Annotated in this window: 16 protein-coding genes; 13 read left to right on the top strand and 3 right to left on the bottom strand. The window is 64.7% G+C overall.

Annotated elements, in window-relative coordinates; all coding sequences use genetic code 11:
- The 7 genes from B3H47_RS06730 to B3H47_RS06700 form a co-directional block, all read left to right on the top strand.
- The coding region (locus tag B3H47_RS06730; protein WP_286986566.1) for an energy transducer TonB at nt 1-387 on the top strand (387 nt) is incomplete at its 5' end.
- Nucleotides 387-1,418 (top strand): ABC transporter substrate-binding protein, encoded by a 1,032-nt coding sequence (locus B3H47_RS06725; protein WP_286986565.1) that lies wholly within the window; start codon nt 387-389, stop codon nt 1,416-1,418. The genes B3H47_RS06730 and B3H47_RS06725, both read left to right, overlap by 1 nt.
- 19 nt (nt 1,419-1,437) lie before the next feature.
- Entirely contained in the window at nt 1,438-3,159 is a 1,722-nt protein-coding gene (locus B3H47_RS06720) for an ABC transporter permease (RefSeq protein WP_286986564.1), read from the top strand.
- A gap of 3 nt (nt 3,160-3,162) precedes the next feature.
- Nucleotides 3,163-4,263 (top strand): ABC transporter ATP-binding protein, encoded by a 1,101-nt coding sequence (locus B3H47_RS06715; protein ID WP_286986563.1) that lies wholly within the window; start codon nt 3,163-3,165, stop codon nt 4,261-4,263.
- On the top strand, nt 4,263-5,006 hold the full coding sequence (locus B3H47_RS06710; RefSeq protein WP_013122679.1) for a COG4280 domain-containing protein: 744 nt from the start codon (nt 4,263-4,265) through the stop codon (nt 5,004-5,006). Before B3H47_RS06715 ends, B3H47_RS06710 begins: the two co-directional genes overlap by 1 nt.
- Nucleotides 5,003-5,164 (top strand): hypothetical protein, encoded by a 162-nt coding sequence (locus B3H47_RS06705; protein ID WP_013105268.1) that lies wholly within the window; start codon nt 5,003-5,005, stop codon nt 5,162-5,164. Before B3H47_RS06710 ends, B3H47_RS06705 begins: the two co-directional genes overlap by 4 nt.
- 200 nt (nt 5,165-5,364) lie before the next feature.
- Nucleotides 5,365-5,772 carry a hypothetical protein gene (locus B3H47_RS06700; protein ID WP_286986562.1) on the top strand — a complete coding sequence of 136 codons (408 nt, stop codon included), beginning with the start codon at nt 5,365-5,367 and terminating at the stop codon, nt 5,770-5,772.
- Between the two features lie 34 nt (nt 5,773-5,806).
- Here the strand turns inward: B3H47_RS06700 and B3H47_RS06695 are convergent, their stop codons facing one another.
- Nucleotides 5,807-6,304 carry a hypothetical protein gene (locus B3H47_RS06695; protein ID WP_286986561.1) on the bottom strand — a complete coding sequence of 166 codons (498 nt, stop codon included), beginning with the start codon at nt 6,302-6,304 and terminating at the stop codon, nt 5,807-5,809.
- Between the two features lie 196 nt (nt 6,305-6,500).
- Between B3H47_RS06695 and B3H47_RS06690 the strand changes: the two genes are divergently transcribed.
- The 3 genes from B3H47_RS06690 to B3H47_RS06680 all read left to right on the top strand — a co-directional run bounded on the left by B3H47_RS06690 (nt 6,501) and on the right by B3H47_RS06680 (nt 13,066).
- Nucleotides 6,501-9,203, top strand: a complete 2,703-nt coding sequence (locus B3H47_RS06690) for a bifunctional YncE family protein/alkaline phosphatase family protein (RefSeq protein WP_286986559.1) — start codon at nt 6,501-6,503, stop codon at nt 9,201-9,203.
- Nucleotides 9,204-9,383: 180 nt separating this feature from the next.
- Nucleotides 9,384-11,654, top strand: coding sequence for a TonB-dependent receptor (locus B3H47_RS06685; protein ID WP_286986558.1), 2,271 nt, complete (start codon nt 9,384-9,386; stop codon nt 11,652-11,654).
- A 23-nt stretch (nt 11,655-11,677) separates the two neighbouring features.
- Complete coding sequence (locus B3H47_RS06680; RefSeq protein WP_286986556.1) at nt 11,678-13,066, top strand: alkaline phosphatase D family protein; 1,389 nt, start codon at nt 11,678-11,680, stop codon at nt 13,064-13,066.
- 11 nt (nt 13,067-13,077) lie between these two features.
- Here the strand turns inward: B3H47_RS06680 and B3H47_RS06675 are convergent, their stop codons facing one another.
- Both B3H47_RS06675 and B3H47_RS06670 read right to left on the bottom strand, forming a co-directional pair.
- Nucleotides 13,078-14,277 carry an ammonium transporter gene (locus B3H47_RS06675; protein WP_286986554.1) on the bottom strand — a complete coding sequence of 400 codons (1,200 nt, stop codon included), beginning with the start codon at nt 14,275-14,277 and terminating at the stop codon, nt 13,078-13,080.
- 88 nt (nt 14,278-14,365) lie between these two features.
- Nucleotides 14,366-14,518: a hypothetical protein gene (locus B3H47_RS06670; RefSeq protein WP_286986553.1), complete on the bottom strand. Its 153-nt coding sequence runs from the start codon at nt 14,516-14,518 to the stop codon at nt 14,366-14,368.
- Between B3H47_RS06670 and B3H47_RS06665 the strand changes: the two genes are divergently transcribed.
- From B3H47_RS06665 to panB, 3 genes are all read left to right on the top strand, one after another.
- On the top strand, nt 14,517-14,714 hold the full coding sequence (locus B3H47_RS06665; RefSeq protein WP_013105261.1) for a DUF3460 family protein: 198 nt from the start codon (nt 14,517-14,519) through the stop codon (nt 14,712-14,714). The two genes, B3H47_RS06670 and B3H47_RS06665, sit on opposite strands and share 2 nt — an antisense overlap.
- A gap of 40 nt (nt 14,715-14,754) precedes the next feature.
- Nucleotides 14,755-15,603 (top strand): segregation and condensation protein A, encoded by an 849-nt coding sequence (locus B3H47_RS06660; RefSeq protein WP_286986552.1) that lies wholly within the window; start codon nt 14,755-14,757, stop codon nt 15,601-15,603.
- A gap of 86 nt (nt 15,604-15,689) precedes the next feature.
- Nucleotides 15,690-16,550, top strand: a complete 861-nt coding sequence (panB, locus tag B3H47_RS06655; protein WP_286986550.1) for a 3-methyl-2-oxobutanoate hydroxymethyltransferase — start codon at nt 15,690-15,692, stop codon at nt 16,548-16,550.
- The last annotated feature ends 3 nt before the right edge of the window (nt 16,551-16,553 follow it).

The following is a 16,553-nucleotide window of genomic DNA, read 5'->3' as shown; positions in this document are numbered from 1 at the left end:
GCACCCGCGCCCGACACCCGGCCCGCCATGCCGGTGGCCGCGCCCACGCCGCCCGCACCGCCGCAGCCCCCTGCTCCCCCAGCGCCGGATGTGGCCTCGATCAAGGCCACTTTCGAGGCCGAGTTGCGCAGCGCCATCCAGGCCGCGGTGCGCTATCCGCAGGCCGCCCGCATGATGCAGCTCACCGGCAAGACGCTGGTGGGCTTCGACTTCCGCGACGGCGCCGTCAGCCATCTGCGCGTCGTCACCTCCAGCGGCGCCGACCTGCTTGACCATGCCGCGCTGGAAGCCGTGCGCAACGCCCCCTACCCCGCAACACCCAAGGAACTGCAAGGCAAGAACATGGCCTTCACCATCTGGGTGCGGTTTCACCTGAGCGATTCCTGATGCCAGTCTCCTTCCGTTCTTTCGTCAACAAGCTGGCGCGCCTGCTGGGCAGCACCGCGCTTTGCGCCGCCGCCCTTGGCACGGCACACGCCGCCACCCTGACCGTTTATGGCGCCATGGGCTATGACCAGCATGTGGCGCAGGCCTTCACCCAGGCCACCGGCATTCCGGTCAACCTCATTCACCTGAGCACCGGTCCGCTGCTGGCGCGGGTGCAGGCCGAGAGCCGCAACCCGCAGTGGGACGTGCTCTGGCTCGACGGCAACCAGGCCATGCAGACCTTTGCCGCGCAGGGCCTGCTGCAGTGCGGCTGGACGCCCGGGGTGCGCTACACCGCGCTGGGCCAGCAACTCGTGCCGCCCAGCCATTGCTGGCAGCCGGTGGGCGTGACCTATGCCGGCGTCATCCTCTACAACCCCAAGGCCATCGCTGCGGCCGACTGGCCCAAGACCTGGAACGATCTGGCCAAGCCCGCGCTGCGCGGCAAGGTGGGCATGGACAACCCGGCCATCTCCGGGCCGACTTATCCACTGGTCGCTGGTCTGCTGCAACACCTGGGCGATGCGCCTGGAAAGGCGTTTTTCGCACGCCTCAAGGCCAACGGCCTCAAGGTCTTCCCCACCAATAGCGTGACCCTGCGCGCGCTGCAATACGGCCAGATCGACGCCGCCGTGGTGCAGAGTTCGGCGGCCATCGGCTTCCTGCACGAAATGCCCGGTCTGCGCATCGCCACGCCAGCTCCGGCCACGGTGCTGCCGTCCGATCTGGCCATCGGCAGGGACGTGTCCGGCCCCATGCAGCAACAGGCGCAGCGCTTCGTGCAATGGGTGCTGTCGCCAGCGGGACAGGCCGCGATGCAGCAGGGCGATGCCAATGCAGATTCCAACTACCTGCCCCTGGTCGAGGGCGTCGACCCGCTGCCCAGCCTCAAGCAACTGGGCACGGTGCAGCCGCTGGTGATCGACCCTGCGGTCTGGGGGCCGAAAGAGCCGCAGGTGATCGACTGGTTCACTGCGCACATCGCCCGCTGAGATTGAACAGCGACGCACCATGATCGCCCTGCTTCAAGCCATGAACTGGCTGCCCGGCGCCGACGCCTCAACAGCGGCTGGCCGCAGGGCGGCTGGTCTGCGACATTGGGTATCGCGCCTCGGTCTGCTGCTCGCCGCCGCCGTATTCATCGCACTCTGGGCCTATCCGCTGCTGGGCTTTCTGCTCTCAGCCTGGGTGCCACATCTGCTGCAGGGTGACCTGCGACCGACGCTTGCTCCGCTGCGGCACGCCGTGCAGGGCTATGAACTCCACGCCCTGTTCAACTCGCTGTGGGTGGCGCTCACCGTGGGCACTCTGGCGCTGCCGTTCGGTCTGTGGCTGGCCTGGCTGCGCGAACGTACCGATCTGCACGGGCGCGGCTGGATTGAAGCCGGGGTGTGGCTGCTGCTGATCTTCCCCGATTTCTTCCTCGCCTCGGGTTGGATGCTTCTGGCCGCACCGATTGGCCCGCTGGCCGCATGGCCTGCGGCGCTGCACGCAGCGCAATTGCTGCTCGGGCCGGTGGGCATCGTCATCACCCTGGCGCTCAAGGTCGTGCCCTATGTGTTTCTGGTGGCGCAAGGCAGCCTGCGCCACACCAGCGCCGCGCAGCAGGAGGCGGCGCGCGTGCACGGCCTGTCCAGGATGTGGCGGCTGCGGCTCGGGCTCAACGCCCTGCTGCCCGCGCTGGCTGCCGGGTTTGCCATCGCCTACGCCGAATCGCTGCGCAACTTCGCGGTGGTGGCCACACTGGGCGCGAGCAGCGGCTTCACCATGGGCACGTATGCCATCTATCAGGCGGTCAACGGCATGCCGCTGAACTTTCCGCTGGCCGCGGCCACGTCCTGGCTGCTGCTCGGGCTGGTGATTCCCGCGCTCATCCTGCAGCACCGCGTGGGGCAACGCGCCAGCCAGCACCAGACCCTGGGCGCCAAGCACCGCCCCGCCGCGCGGGTGCGGCTGCGGGCCAGCCATCAGTTGCTGCACGGCGTTTTGCTGATCGCGCTGGGCCTGTTCGCCCTGGCGCTGCCCAGCTTCGCCGCACTGGGCGTGGCCTGGCCCAAGGCGGGCTGGATGCAGATTGCCGCGTCACTGCCGCCGCTGCTTGCCGCCATCGGCTATTCGCTGCAACTGGCGCTGGTGGCCGCCAGCCTGACGGTGGGCATCGCCCTGCCGATTGCCTGGCTGATTGCCCGCCCCGGTCGCGTGGGCCGCCTGCTCGACGTGGCCTTGCTGGCGATGATGGCGTTGCCGCTCATCGTGCTGGCCGCCGCCTATCTGCAGGCCTACAACCAGCCTTACGCGCCGCTGTATGGCGGCAGTCTGCTGCTGGGCATGGCCTATGTGGCGCTGGCCGTGCCCGCCACCAGTCGTGTGCTCATGGGGCCGGTGGCGCAACTGCACCGCTCCCTGGCCGACGCGGCGCGGGTGCATGGACTGTCGCGCTGGCAAACCCTGCGCCATATTCATTTACCGCTGCTGTCCGGCGCGCTGTTCTATGGCTGGCTGCTGGCGGTGCTGTCGATTGCCTTCGAGCTGCCGGCCTCTGAGTTGCTCTATCCCGCCGGGCATCCGCCGCTGGCCGTGGCGCTGCTGCAATACGCCGGAGGTTTCCAGTTGCATCAGCAGGCGCGGCTGCAGGTGCTCGGCATGGCCGTGCTGCTGGCCTTCGCCTTGCTGGCGCGCTGGGTCTATCAGCGTTTCACCCCCGTGGCCTGGCGCCAACTCGGCGCCCACTGAACCATGACCCTGCTCCACATCGATTCGGCGCGCAAGCGCTTCGGCGGCACCACCGCGCTGCACGACCTCAGCCTGCAACTGCAGGAAGGCGAGATCCTTTGTCTGCTCGGCCCCTCCGGCTCGGGCAAAACCACGCTGCTGCGCCTGGTGGCCGGACTGGAGCGGCTCGATGGCGGCAGCATGCGCCTGGGCGCCACCGTGATCGATGCCGCAGGCGGCCCCTTTCTGCCGCCAGAGCAGCGCCAGCTCGGCATGGTGTTCCAGGACTATGCGCTGTGGCCGCACTTGAGCGCGCTCGACAACGTCGCCCTGCCGCTGCACCGCCTGGGCCGCGACAAGTCGCGCGAACAAGCCCGCGCCATGCTGGCCGATGTGGGCCTGGCCGATCTGGCCGAGCGCCATCCGCATGCGCTCTCCGGCGGGCAGCAGCAGCGCGTGGCGCTGGCCCGCGCGCTCGCGGTGCGGCCTCGGCTGCTGTTGTGCGACGAGCCGCTGTCCAACCTCGACGCCGGGCTGCGCGAAGAACTGCGCGATCTCATCGGCAGCGTGGTGCGCGAGCACGGCATCAGCGCGCTCTACATCACCCACGACCATCGTGAGGCTCTGGCCTTGGCCGACCGCGTCGGCGTGATGGCGCAAGGCCGCCTGCTGCAGCTCAGCAGCCCGCGCGCCCTGCTGCGCCAGCCGTCAACCGAGTTCGTCGCCCGTTTCACCGGAGCGCATGGGCCGTGGCCGGCGCAGCTGCGTGCTGGGCGCCTGCATGCGCCTTGGGGTGAGGTGTGTGCCCCGCCGCAATGCAAGGCGCTGGCCGATGGGCCGCTCTGCCTGTATTTGCGCACCACGGCGCTGCACCTCCCCCATGCCCGCGTCAACCAGGACGCTCTGCTCTGGCCGGTGCAGGCCCGGGTGCTTAGTCACCTCACCGTGGGCGAGCACACCGAATTGCGCATCGACCTGCACGGCGTGACCCTGCGCCTGCCTGTGCCCGATGACCTTGCGCCTGCTGCGGGCAGTACCGTCTCCTTGCGCATCGCCGCCGAGCAAACCCTGTTCTACCCCACCATGAATCCCACACGCAAAACAACGACAGAGGAACTCACCTGATGAACGCAACCCAATGGGGCGGTATGACCGCCATTTTCCTGGCCTCCGCCGTCGAGTGGGTGGAAGCCTTCACCATCGTGCTTGCCGTGGCGCTGACCATCGGCTGGGCCCGCGCCGCCGGAGCAGCCGCCGCCGCATTGGCGGTGGTGGCCGCGCTCATCGCCGTCACCGGCACGGCGCTGAATGTGGTGCAGGCCGACATCGACCTCATCCGCGCCGCCATCGGCCTGTTTCTGCTGCTGTTCGGTCTGCGCTGGTACGTCAAGGCCATCCGCCGCTACGCCGGGCGCACCAAGCTGCACGACGAAGCCAAGGAATTTGCCGAAACCCGCCACAAAATCGACCACGCCGAAGCCCGCGTCGCCTGGGCCGTGGCCTTCAAGGGCGTGCTGCTCGAAGGACTGGAGGTGTGGCTGCTGGTGGTGGCGCTGGGCCGCTCCATCAGCTACGGACAGGCGGCGGGCAGCGCGGTGGCTGCCTTGCTCGCCGTCATCGTGGTGGGCCTGGTGCTGCGCGCACCGCTGACCAAAGTGCCTGAGAACACCCTCAAGTTCACCGTGGCCTGCGCCCTGCTCGCCTTCGGCACTTTCTGGAGCCTTGGCGGCCTGCTCGACGAAGCCAAAGTGTGGCCGCTGGGCGATGCCACGCTGCTCTTGCTGTTCGCCGTTTATGTCGTCGCGGGCCGCCTGTCTGCATTCAAGCTGCGCGTGCCGCAACTCACCCCCCAAGGAGCCCGCGCATGAAAAAAGTCTTGCAACTCATCTTCGGCGACGCCCGCAATGTGGCCTCGGTGGCCGTGGCCGTGGCGCTGGCCTGGGGCGCCGCGCAATGGCAGCCTGCAGCCAGCGGCTGGGTGCTAGTAGCCGCGCTGATCGCTGCGGCGTTCTGGCAGGCAGTCTGAGCGCGTCTGCGCCGGGTCACGCTGACCGTCGAAATGAAGCCGCCATGCTTTTGCCCAGCCGTTTTGAATGTCTGTTCCGCTCCCTGCCCGACGGTCGGCGGGTGTATTACTCACGGGCGTGGCGCGGACCGGGGGTGCTACTGCACGACGCCGCACAGGAAACCGAGTTGCGGCGCGCATTGCGATCAGGTTTTCGCGTCTTGCTGCTGGGCTTGCTCCTCTTCTTAGTTCCGAGCGCGTTTCACACCCCATTGCCGCAGCGCGTAGGCAAGGTCTTCGCGCTGGTTCTGCTGACTTTGGTGATCATCGGCGTGGCCGTTCTGAAGTGGCGCAGCGATCGTCTGCTGAAAGACTGTCCAGGCATTGCCGAACGCCTGACGCAAAGCGACTTTGAAACCTGCATCGCCATGCGCCTGTCGGTCGGCGGCCTCAAATTGCGCGTCTTCGTGTGGATGCTCCTGGGCGGGGTGAGTCTGGGCCTGGGGCTTTTCTACGGCCTGCAAGCAGACCTGCTGAGAGCCGTGCCGCTGGTGCTGTTTGCTGCCGTCCAGCCTTTATTTGTGCGGCAGTGGCTGCGGTTCTTGAAATACAAACGCACCGCGGGCTGAGAAGCCAGATCCGCGCCACCTCGTCATGCAACGCTCACTTCGCCTTTTTCGGCCTGCCGGTCTTGATGGCGGGCACGGCTTCCAGCGCGGCCAGCAAGGCGGCATCGTTGAGCGCGGCCAGCACGGCAATGCCGGCGCGCAGCACTTCGCTTTTTTTCGCAGGACGCGTCAGCTTGACCAGACGATCCTTGATCGCATCGAGCATCTCGTACTCAGCGCGAGGAATGGTGAAACTGTCGCGCACCAGTTTGATCTTGGGCGGCTTGCTCAAGGCGGCAGGCGCGGACGTTGATTTCTCTGCCTTGGCGACTGCCGCCTTGCGTGCGGGCGCCTTGACGGTGGGTTTAGTCGCCCCCTTGGCAGCGCCCTTGGCAGCGCCCTTGGCTACCGCATGAGGGGTCGCCCGCTTCGCTGCGGTCTTTTGCGGCGTAGCGGGCTTGGCGGTTTTGCGTGGCGCGGAAGCGGGCGCTCGTGCGGGCACGACGGCGGATTTAGTGACTTTGGCGGACGGGTTGGATTTGGCAACAGGCATGGTGACCTCCTTCAATGAAAATCGAATAAACAGTTTATACCGTTTTTCCAACACCGCAATTTCGCGCAAGCGATGCCTCTTGTCTGACACAAATGGTCACCTCTTTTTTTGATCTTGACATGCCCGTGACGCTGTTCCTGCCTATGTTCAACAGCGACTTGTTCGACGCCAAATTCAATGACCAGAGGTCTCCACGATGACTCGCCCTTATCGCCCTTATCCCCCTTACCCATCCCTCCTTGTGTTCGGCGCCCTTAGCCTGTCCCAGAGCGTCCTCGCGGCTCAAGCGCCAAGCGCGCTCCTGCCCAGCGGCCGCCTGCTCACCCCGGCAGGACAAATCGTTGAAACCCCGAACTTCCCCTCCCAGATCGCCCTCAGCGAGGGCCATGTGGCCGTGCTCACGGGAGGGGCGAGCAAACAACAAAACGTGCTGCGTTTCGCTGCCGAGACCCTGCAGCCAGAAGGCCGTGTGGGTGCCCTTTTTGCCAAGGACAAAAAGCATGCAGCACCCGGAGCGACGGTCGCACAGGGCGATCAGAATGGCGGCAAAGCCGATGACGGCGAGCAAATCATCAAGGGCCAAAGCCTGTTTCAGGGGCTGGCCGCGGGGCCTGACGGCACGCTCTACGCCACGGGCGGCAATAGCGACGACCTTCTGGCCCTCGGCTCGTCTGGCAACGGCCCGCTGCACCTGCTTCACCGTTATCGCTTGCAGTGGCAGCCCTTCCCGCGGGATCAATACCCCTATCAATATGCCGGCGACTGGCAGCAGACCCGTCACTTCTACCCCGACAGCGTGGTCATCGGCCCGCACGGGCGGCACGCCTATGTGACCGGGATGCTGGCCAACAGTCTGGCGCGCATCGACCTGCAGACTGGGGTAACCCACTATCTCAATGTGGGCAGCTACCCCTTCGCCGTCACTCTGGCCGATGGCGGCAAACGGCTGGTGGTGAGCAACTGGGGTGGCAATGGCGTCACCATCATCGACCGCGCGGCCTGGAAGGTGCTGGGCGCAGTGCCCACAGGCCCGGTGCTCGGCCCGCGCAGCGGCGCGGCCGGCGCCCATCCCACCGCGCTGGCGGCGCAACCCGACTCACCGTTGGTTTGGGTGGCCGACGCCAACCTCGACCGCCTCGTCGCGGTGAACACACAGACCTTCAAAGTCGTGCGGGTGATCGACGACAGCCCCTACCCCGGCGCGCCGCCCGGCTCTTACCCGGACGCGCTGGCGGTGTCGCAAGGCAAGTTGTTCGTGGCCAACGCCGGCAACAACGATGTCGCGGTGTACGACCTCGCCAGTGGCAAACGCATCGCCCTCATTCCGACGGCTTGGTATCCCACAGCGGTGACGGTACAGGGCAACGCCCTGTACGTTGCCAGCGCCAAGGGCATGGGTGGCGGGCCGAATATCCACCATCAATGGGTGGGCAATTTCATGCAGGGCGTGCTGCAACGCATCGACCTGCGCGAGCTGCCCATACACGCCCCGGCCTGGACGCAAGCTGCCTTGTCGAACAACGGCTTCAGCGCTGAGCAGCGTCGGCAACTGGCGTCCGACAACGCCAAAGCGGCAGCCTGGTTGCACGGCCACATCCAGCATGTCGTTTTCATCCTGCGCGAGAACAAGACCTTTGATGAAGACTTCGGCAAATACGCTGCGGCGAGTCATTGGGCCGACCCCGCGCTCAACCTCTACGGCCCGCGCGAACTGCCCAACCTCTACCGCATGGCCGACCTGGGTGCGCTGTTCGTCAATTTCTACGCCGATGGCGAAGTGACCTCGCAAGGTCATCAATGGACGACCGCCGGATCAGACTCCGACTTCCTTCAGCGCACCTGGCCGTTGTACTACTCCGACCGCGGCTACATCGCCAATTCGGGTTGGACGCAGTCGCTCGCACCCGGCGCCAGCGATGCGCGCAACCCTTATGCGATCTATAAAAATCTCTCCGCGCTCGGGCATTGGAGCAACCCCTGGATCACCTACCCGGCCCGGCTGTTCCTGTTCAACGATCTGCTCGCGCACAAGGTGAGTTTCGAAGACTTTGGGGAGTTTGCCTCGCGCAACAAAATCGGCGACATCTCGCCTGCACTGCGCGCCCATCTGGCCATGGACTACCCGGCCTGGGATCGCCTCATCCTCGACACCGACCGCGCCAAAGTCGTGGACAACTGGCTGCGCCATCACCCCCAGCCACGCGTGCTCTATATCTGGCTGCCCGACGACCACACCGCCGGCCGCCACCCCTGCCTGCCCAGCCCGGACAGCTATGTGGCCAACAACGATGAAGCCACCGCGCAGGTCATCCACAGCCTGTCCAAACTGCCAGGCTGGAAGCACACCCTGGTGCTGCTGACCGAGGACGACGCGCAGTCGGGCGCCGATCACATCGACGCCCACCGCACCTTCGCCGTCGCCGCCGGGCCGTGGGTCAAGCCTGGCGTGCGGGTCACGCAGCATCTCTCGCAGGTCGATCTGCTGCGCACCATCGAAACCGTGGCCGACATTCCGCCGATGTCGCAATGGGACGCCAACGCCCATGTGCTTTCCGGCATCTGGCGCAGCACGCCCGATGCCGCGCCCTACCCCGTGCTGCCGCCTCAAGTGCCGATGCAGCGCAACCCCGGCGTCTGCCCAGCCGACGCCCCTTTTCGCGCACTGCCTGAAGTCGTGGTGCCGGGTGTCGGCCAGGTGGCCCAGAGCGCACCGCCCCCCGCTCACCGCTATACCCCGACCGCACTGCTCAAGGTTTCCGGCCCCGAGCAGATGCGGCAGGAATGGCTGGCCAGCCGAGGCCCAGCGGCCTACGCCGCCATGCTTGCGCATGTGCAAGCCCTGGCCAAAGTACAGCGGCGACCTGTCTCCAGCCTGATTGCCGGTCAAGACGACGACTGAGATCGATTCACCCCAAAACGGCTTTCAAACCCATCTCACCAGGCCCCGAAAGGGGCCTTTTTCATGGCAAGAAATCCCGCGTCTGCAGAAAAACAACGTCATCGTTCTGACACATGAATTCAACAGATTTTCACATCGTGTCTCAAAAATAACGAGTTCTTTCCCCCTCCTGCAACCACCATGAAACCCGCTGTGCATTGCCCATCACAAAACCCACTCAAGCGATCAAACCTCAAGCTCACCGTCGCCCTCGCGCTGGCTTTTGGCGCCGCAGCGCAAGCCCACGCGCAAACCAGTCTGGGCGAAGTGCAGGCGCAAGGACAGACCAGCGCCACAAAGCCGGGGGACAGCTTTTTCCTCAAAGCGCCATCGGGCACGGTAACCTCCATCCCCGAAAGCCAGCTCAACACCATCCAGCAGTTCAACCCTGAGGCCACACAGGCCCAAACCGAAATCACTGCCGGCCAGTTTCAGTCGCTCGACCCCACCGACTCGTTCACCCGCGGGCTGGAAAACATGCCCAATGTGGTCGTCACTAGCGATGGCGACAGCATGAACGGCGACACGGTGTACATCAACGGGTTCGGACAGAATCTCATCAACTGGACACTCGACGGCATACCGCTGAACGACAACGACAGCTACGCCTTCTACACCAACGAGTTCATCCCCACGCGCCTGATCGCGGGGACGCGTTATTTTCCGGGAGCCGCTTCAGCCGCCATTCCGGGTCTGGCCGCATTTGGCGGCTCGGTCGAGACCTATTCGCTGAACCCGAGCGCCAAACCTTCCGTTTCCCTGCTCGGCGGATACGGCTCCTTCGGCAAATACAACTTCGGCACCCTGGTCAACTCCGGGCTGCTCGGCGCCAATAGCGGCGCCCCGACTTCGCTGTGGTTCTACGCGAACAAAACCCACAGCGACGGCTATTTCGACAACACGCCCAGCGACCAGAAGCAATACCTGTTCAAGAGCGTGACCCAACTCGGCACCGGCGTGCTGACCTTGTTCTACACCCAGAACAACCAGAAGTTCAATTACTACGGCGGCTGCACCAAGGCCGACTACGCCAAATATGGCGACACCTGCAACGTCTACCGCGGCGACCCGGTCGTCAATGGCAAACAAAACGGTCTGTCGCCCACCTACAACTACAACCAATATCAAAACTGGCTGACCTATGCCAAATACGAAGCCACCTTCGGCAAGGTCACCGTCTCCAACCAGCTTTATTACTACCGGGGCAACGGCTACAGCGGCGGCGCTTACACCAACAGCACCTACAACCTGCTGCAGCCCAATGGGATGTATGGCTCGGTCAAGGCGCCAGTGGGCGGCCTGTTCATGTCGCATGGCATCAACGACACCCGGCGCTGGGGCAATATTTTCAAGCTGACCACGCCCATTACCGACAATCTGGGGCTGGAAGCTGGCATCTGGTTCAACAAGAACGACACCACGCACGACCAGCAGTTCATCAGCAGCACCACGGGTCAGTATCTGGGTTCGGTGTACAAAGAACCGGTCTCGACCAAACTCTACGAGCCCTATTTCAACTTTACCTTCAAGCCCACCGACCGCCTGACCCTGCAGGCCGGACTGAAATACCTCAAAACTGAGCGCGACTTCATCGACTATGCGGCAGTCGCCAAATCCAAGGGTACTGCGGGGCAGTACAGCTCCAGCTTCTCGACCACCATGCCCTCTCTCGGCGTGAACTACAAGCTGGCGCAGGGCATCAACGTCTACGCCAACTACACCCGCAACAGCAATCCGCCGCAATACAACCAGTACTACACCGGCACCTACAACCCCGATCTCGCCCCGCAGAAGGCCACGACCTACGACGCTGGCGTGATCTACGACTTCGGCATGTGGAGCGGCGGCGTGGATGTATTCCGCGTCAACTTCGACGACTACATCCAGAGTTTCAGTTACACGCCGCCCGGCGCCACCCAGTCCATCTCCATTCTGGCCAACGTGGGCAAGGCTGTGAATGAGGGCATCGCCTGGCAGAACAATTTCCAGATCGACAAAAACTGGTCGGCCTACGCCAACCTAGGGCTGCTCAACGCGCAGTTCACCTCGGCCAAGGTGCCCATGCCGTATTCGCCGCACTCCACGATGGCGCTGGGCGGCATCTACACCGTCGGCCCGTGGCGAGCCAAACTGGGCGTGCGCCACACCAGCGAGGCCTACTGGACGGACTTCAAGTCCCCCATTCCGGCGCACACCATCGCCGATGCCTCGCTGCGCTACACCTGGAAGGGCGGCGACACGGTTCGCGGCTTGGGTCTGCAAAAAGTCAGCGTGGGCTTCAATGTGAACAATCTGTTCGACAAGCGCTACATCACTAAATACAGCACCGGCTTTCCGGGCAGCGCCAAAGACCCGCTCATCAAATACAACCTGCCACGCAGCTACTACCTCAGCCTGGAGGCGCAGTTCTGATGGGCGCGGCGCCGAAGACCGCGTTGATCCCTCCGACCCGCCGCGCATTCTTGCGGGGCGGTCTGGTGACTTCCGCGCTGCTGGCCACCGGGCAATGGCCCTTTCCTGCAGCCTGGGCTGAACCAGCCGCCCCCGGCGTGCTCTACGCCGGGCCGATGCAGGGCTATGTGGCTGCACGCTCTGCCCTCGTCTGGGTGCAGACGCCCGGCGCAGCCGAAGTGGCGTTGGAGTATGCCCCAGAGAATCAGCCCGGCGAGAAAAAGCGCTCCGCGTCGGTTCGCACCGATGCGGCAGGGCAGTTCTGCGCTCATCTGGTCATGGACGATCTCTCTCCCGGCACGCGCTACCGTGCTGTGGCCTGGGTCAATGGCAAACCGGCTGCGAATCGCACCCTTGTCGTGCGCACGCAGCCCATCTGGCAGTTTCGTTCACCGCCGCCCGATGTCACCCTCCTGACGGGTTCTTGCGCGTATCTGAACGACCCGCTGTTCGATCGGCCGGGCCAGCCCTATGGCGGCGGCTACGAAATTTATGAGCCGATGACGCAGGAAGGCGCCGATCTGATGGTGTGGCTGGGCGACAACCTCTATTACCGCGAGGTGGATTGTCAGAGCCCGCAAGGCATGGCGCTACGCTGGCGCCAACAGCGCGGCTTCGCCCCGCTGGATGCGTTTTTACGCTCCACCCCGCAAGTGGCGATCTGGGACGACCATGATTACGGCCCGAACGACAGCGATGCGAGTTTCGAGTTCAAGAACGCCTCGCTCGATCTGTTCAAAACCTACTGGGCCAACCCGACGTATGGCGTTGGCGACGTCGCCGGAGTGTTCACCAAGACCAGCATCGCCGATGCCGATATTTTTCTGCTCGATGATCGTTGGTGGCGCAGCGCAGACGCCACCAGCCCAGGTGACCGCGGCAAGGTGATGTTTGGCCCGGCGCAGATGCGCTGGCTGCGCAACGCCCTGCTGTTCTCGCGCGCCCGCTTCAAGATCGTCGCCGCCGGCGGCCAGTTTTTCAACGACGACGACGCTTACGAGGGCTGGAACCAGTTTCCCGAAGAACGCGCCGCATTTCTCGGCTGGCTGCAGCAATACCGCATCCCCGGCTTGTTGTTTCTCTCGGGAGACCGGCACATCACCGAGCTGATCCGGTATCCGCGCCCGGCCTACGGCGGCAAGCGCGACTATCCGCTGGTGGAGTTCACCTGCTCACCGCTGAATTCCGGGCCGGCCAAAGGCGACGGCAATCCCAACCGCGTACCCGGCACGCTAGTCGCTGAGCGCAACTACGGCGTGCTCAAATTCAGCGGCGAGGGCAAGGAGCGGCGGCTGGAGCTGCAAGCCAAGAACGTCGGCGGCAAGCTGCTGTGGTCGCACACCCTGGCGCTGGCCGACCTGGGCTGGGGCTAGAACCTTTCGCCTCACCACGACGCCTCGCGCTCCGGGGTGGCGCTGATGCGGTGGATGGAGAGGTCGGCGCCGTTGAATTCCTCTTCGGCGTCAAGGCGGATGCCGAGGGTCTTTTTCAGCACGCCATAGACCACGAAGCCGCCGATCAGGGCCACTGTGATGCCCATCAGCGTGCCGGCGATCTGCGAGGCCAGCGACACCCCGCCCAGCCCGCCCAGCGCCTTCATGCCGAAAATGCCCGCGGCAATGCCGCCCCAGGTGCCGCACAGGCCGTGCAGCGGCCACACCCCCAGCACGTCGTCGATCTTCCAGCGGTTTTGCGTCAGGGTGAACATCCAGACAAACAGCGCCCCGGCCACCGCGCCGACCACCAGCGCGCCCAGCGGGTGCATCACGTCTGAACCCGCGCACACCGCCACCAAACCGGCCAGCGGCCCGTTGTGCAGGAAGCCAGGGTCGTTTTTGCCCGCGGCCAGCGCCGCCAGGGTGCCGCCCACCATCGCCATGAGCGAGTTCACCGCCACCAGACCGCTGATCTGGTCGAGCTTTTGCGCGCTCATCACATTGAAGCCGAACCAGCCCACGATCAGTATCCACGAACCCAGCGCCAGGAATGGGATGGACGAGGGCGGATGCGCCGACATCTGCCCGTTGGCGTGATAGCGGCCGCGACGCGGCCCGAGCAAGAGCACGGCGGGCAGCGCGATCCAGCCGCCCATCGCATGCACCACTACCGAGCCGGCGAAGTCGTGAAAGGGCGCGCCGAAAGTGGACTGCAACCATGCCTGAATGCCCAGATTGCCGTGCCACACAATGCCCTCGAAAAACGGGTAGACGAAGGCGACGATGGTGAAGGTGGCGATGAGTTGGGGCCAGAACTTGGCGCGCTCGGCAATGCCGCCGGAAATGATGGCGGGAATGGCCGCGGCGAAGGTCAGCAAAAAGAAAAAGCGGGTCAGCTCATAGCCATGATCGCGGGTGAGCACGTCATCGCCCACGAGAAAATGATGACCGTAGGCGATGCCGTAGCCGAGCAGAAAGTAGGCAATCGCCGAGACGGAAAAGTCGGTGATGATTTTGGAGAGCGCGTTGACCTGGTTTTTCTTGCGCACCGTGCCCAGCTCAAGAAAGGCGAACCCGGCGTGCATGGCGAGCACCAGAATGGCGCCGAGAAGGATGAACAACACATTTCCACTGGAGGCGTCTTGCATGGTTGGGGTTCCTGATAAGAATGAGATAGAAAAAGCAAACTTCGTGCCCATAAATGGCGCACGGTGCCCCTTTTGGGTTCACAACCGCTCACAAACTGCGCGTTTTCGGTGCATGACAGAGCTCGGTTCGCACCATATCAAGGCGTTGCGCACCGTATTCGGGCGCATCGATCAGAGCAGCCGCTTGCTTAGAATGACTGGCTTGTTGTTCCTCCTGCGGTTTCCATTCGAGAACGTCCATGCCTTTCAAAGTCAAACCTTACGTTTCTGAAGTGACGCATTTCATCCAGGATCTGAAGCACAGCGATCCGCAGCTTGAGGCCAAACAAAAAGAAGGGCGTGCCCGGCTTTGGGACAAACCGCAGAACCCCGAGCTGACCCGGGAATTCCAGGCGGCCCGCGTGCCGCAGAAAGCCTACGTTTACGGCAGTCACTGAAGTCGCCACGAGCGTGGCGAGCTTCGCTACAGGCCATTCCATGACCGCCGCGCCCGGCGACGCCGCGCTGATGTCTCCGGCGGTGGACAGCACCCCGGCCACGGTCGACGGCATGGCGGTCGCGAGGCTGTACGGCGAGCCACTGTTCGAGCTGCCGCAAGACCTCTACATCCCGCCCGATGCGCTTGAAGTCTTTCTCGAAGCCTTCGAAGGGCCGATGGATCTGCTGCTCTACCTCATCCGCAAGCAGAACTTCAACATCCTCGACATTCCGCTGGCGCAGGTCACGGCGCAGTATCTGAGCTATGTCGAGCAAATCCGCCGACACAATCTGGAGCTGGCCGCCGAATATCTGCTGATGGCGGCCATGCTCATCGAGATCAAGTCGCGCATGTTGCTGCCGCGCCCGCCCACCGAGCCCGGCGCCGAGCCCGAAGACCCCCGTGCCGAACTCGTGCGCCGGCTCTTGGAATACGAACGCTTCAAGCTCGCCGCGCAGCAGCTCGACGCCCTGCCCGTGCTCGGACGCGATTTCTGGCGTGCGCAAGTGCTGTTCGACCGCGACGCCGCACCGCGCCTGCCCGACGTGACGGCCGACGAACTGCAACAGGCATGGGGCGACATTCTCAAGCGCGCCAAGTTGCATACCCACCACAAGATCACCCGCGAGCAGCTTTCGGTCCGCGATTACATGAGCCGCGTGCTGCGCCAGTTGCAAGGCACGCGCTTCCTCGAATTTCACGAACTGTTCAACCCCGCACAGGGCGTGCCCGTCGCCGTGGTCACGCTGGTGGCGCTGCTCGAACTCACCCGGGAAGCGCTGGTGGACATCACCCAGGCCGAAGCCTTCGCCCCGCTGTATGTGCGGCTGGCTTACACCCCGAGCTGATGTCGACAGGCTGGGAATCGAACGCTCGTTCGCAAAAACAAGCGTAGCGCGGGCATAATGCGCCGGTTTCCACCTGAGCTCAAGCCATGTCAGCAGACTCTCCCGCTCCCTACGGCGCTCCACCCCGCAGTGATAGCGCCCCGCGCAAACCGCTCACCCTGCAGCGCCTGCGCGCCATGCGTGAGGCCGGTGAAAAAGTCGCCATGCTCACCGCTTACGACGCGGCCAGCGCCAGCCTGCTCGACGCCGCCGGGGTCGATTGCCTGCTGGTGGGCGACTCGCTGGGCATGGTGATGCAGGGCCACGGCTCCACCCTGCCCGTCACGCTCGAACAAATGGTCTATCACACGCAGTGCGTGGCGCGCGGCAATCGCAGCGCCTGGCTCATTGCCGATCTGCCCTTCGGCAGCTACCAGGGCGGAGTCGAGCAAGCCGTGGCCAGCAGCGTGGCACTGATGCAGGCCGGTGCGCAGATGGTCAAGCTCGAAGGCGGCGGCTGGACCGCGCCCGTCATCGCCGCCCTCGTGGAGCGCGGCATTCCGGTGTGCGCGCACCTCGGGCTCACGCCGCAGAGTGTGCACGCGCTCGGCGGCTACCGCATTCAGGGCCGCGACGCGCAATCGGCCGACACCCTGCGCCGTCATGCGGCCGAAGTTGGCGCTGCGGGCGCGGCCATGCTGGTGCTCGAACTCGTGCCCTCCGATGTGGCGGCGCAAATCAGCGCGGCCTATCCCGGCATCACCATCGGCATCGGCGCGGGTGCGCGCACCCACGGCCAGGTGCTGGTGCTCCACGACATGCTCGACATCACCCGCGGCCCCAAACCGCGCTTTGTGCGCAACTTCATGCAGGGCGCGCCCAGCCTTCTCGATGCCGTGCGCGGCTATGTCGACGCCGTCAAACAAGGCACCTTTCCCGACGAAGCCCTGCACGGCTATACCGCCTGATTC

Origin of the sequence: Thiomonas sp. UBA7699 (genome assembly GCF_002482605.1) — a bacterium.
In the GTDB taxonomy this organism is placed as follows: Bacteria; Pseudomonadota; Gammaproteobacteria; order Burkholderiales; family Burkholderiaceae_C; genus Thiomonas; species Thiomonas arsenitoxydans.
This window is presented reverse-complemented; position numbering and strand designations above follow the sequence as displayed.

Coding starts and splice junctions, on each gene's coding strand:
- B3H47_RS06725 (WP_286986565.1), top strand. CDS start 387: ATGCCAGTCTCCTTCCGTTCTTTCGTCAACAAGCTGGCGCGCCTGCTG.
- B3H47_RS06720 (WP_286986564.1), top strand. CDS start 1,438: ATGATCGCCCTGCTTCAAGCCATGAACTGGCTGCCCGGCGCCGACGCC.
- B3H47_RS06715 (WP_286986563.1), top strand. CDS start 3,163: ATGACCCTGCTCCACATCGATTCGGCGCGCAAGCGCTTCGGCGGCACC.
- B3H47_RS06710 (WP_013122679.1), top strand. CDS start 4,263: ATGAACGCAACCCAATGGGGCGGTATGACCGCCATTTTCCTGGCCTCC.
- B3H47_RS06705 (WP_013105268.1), top strand. CDS start 5,003: ATGAAAAAAGTCTTGCAACTCATCTTCGGCGACGCCCGCAATGTGGCC.
- B3H47_RS06695 (WP_286986561.1), bottom strand. CDS start 6,304: ATGCCTGTTGCCAAATCCAACCCGTCCGCCAAAGTCACTAAATCCGCC.
- B3H47_RS06690 (WP_286986559.1), top strand. CDS start 6,501: ATGACTCGCCCTTATCGCCCTTATCCCCCTTACCCATCCCTCCTTGTG.
- B3H47_RS06685 (WP_286986558.1), top strand. CDS start 9,384: ATGAAACCCGCTGTGCATTGCCCATCACAAAACCCACTCAAGCGATCA.
- B3H47_RS06675 (WP_286986554.1), bottom strand. CDS start 14,277: ATGCAAGACGCCTCCAGTGGAAATGTGTTGTTCATCCTTCTCGGCGCC.
- B3H47_RS06665 (WP_013105261.1), top strand. CDS start 14,517: ATGCCTTTCAAAGTCAAACCTTACGTTTCTGAAGTGACGCATTTCATC.
- B3H47_RS06670 (WP_286986553.1), bottom strand. CDS start 14,518: ATGGACGTTCTCGAATGGAAACCGCAGGAGGAACAACAAGCCAGTCAT.
- B3H47_RS06660 (WP_286986552.1), top strand. CDS start 14,755: ATGACCGCCGCGCCCGGCGACGCCGCGCTGATGTCTCCGGCGGTGGAC.
- panB (WP_286986550.1), top strand. CDS start 15,690: ATGTCAGCAGACTCTCCCGCTCCCTACGGCGCTCCACCCCGCAGTGAT.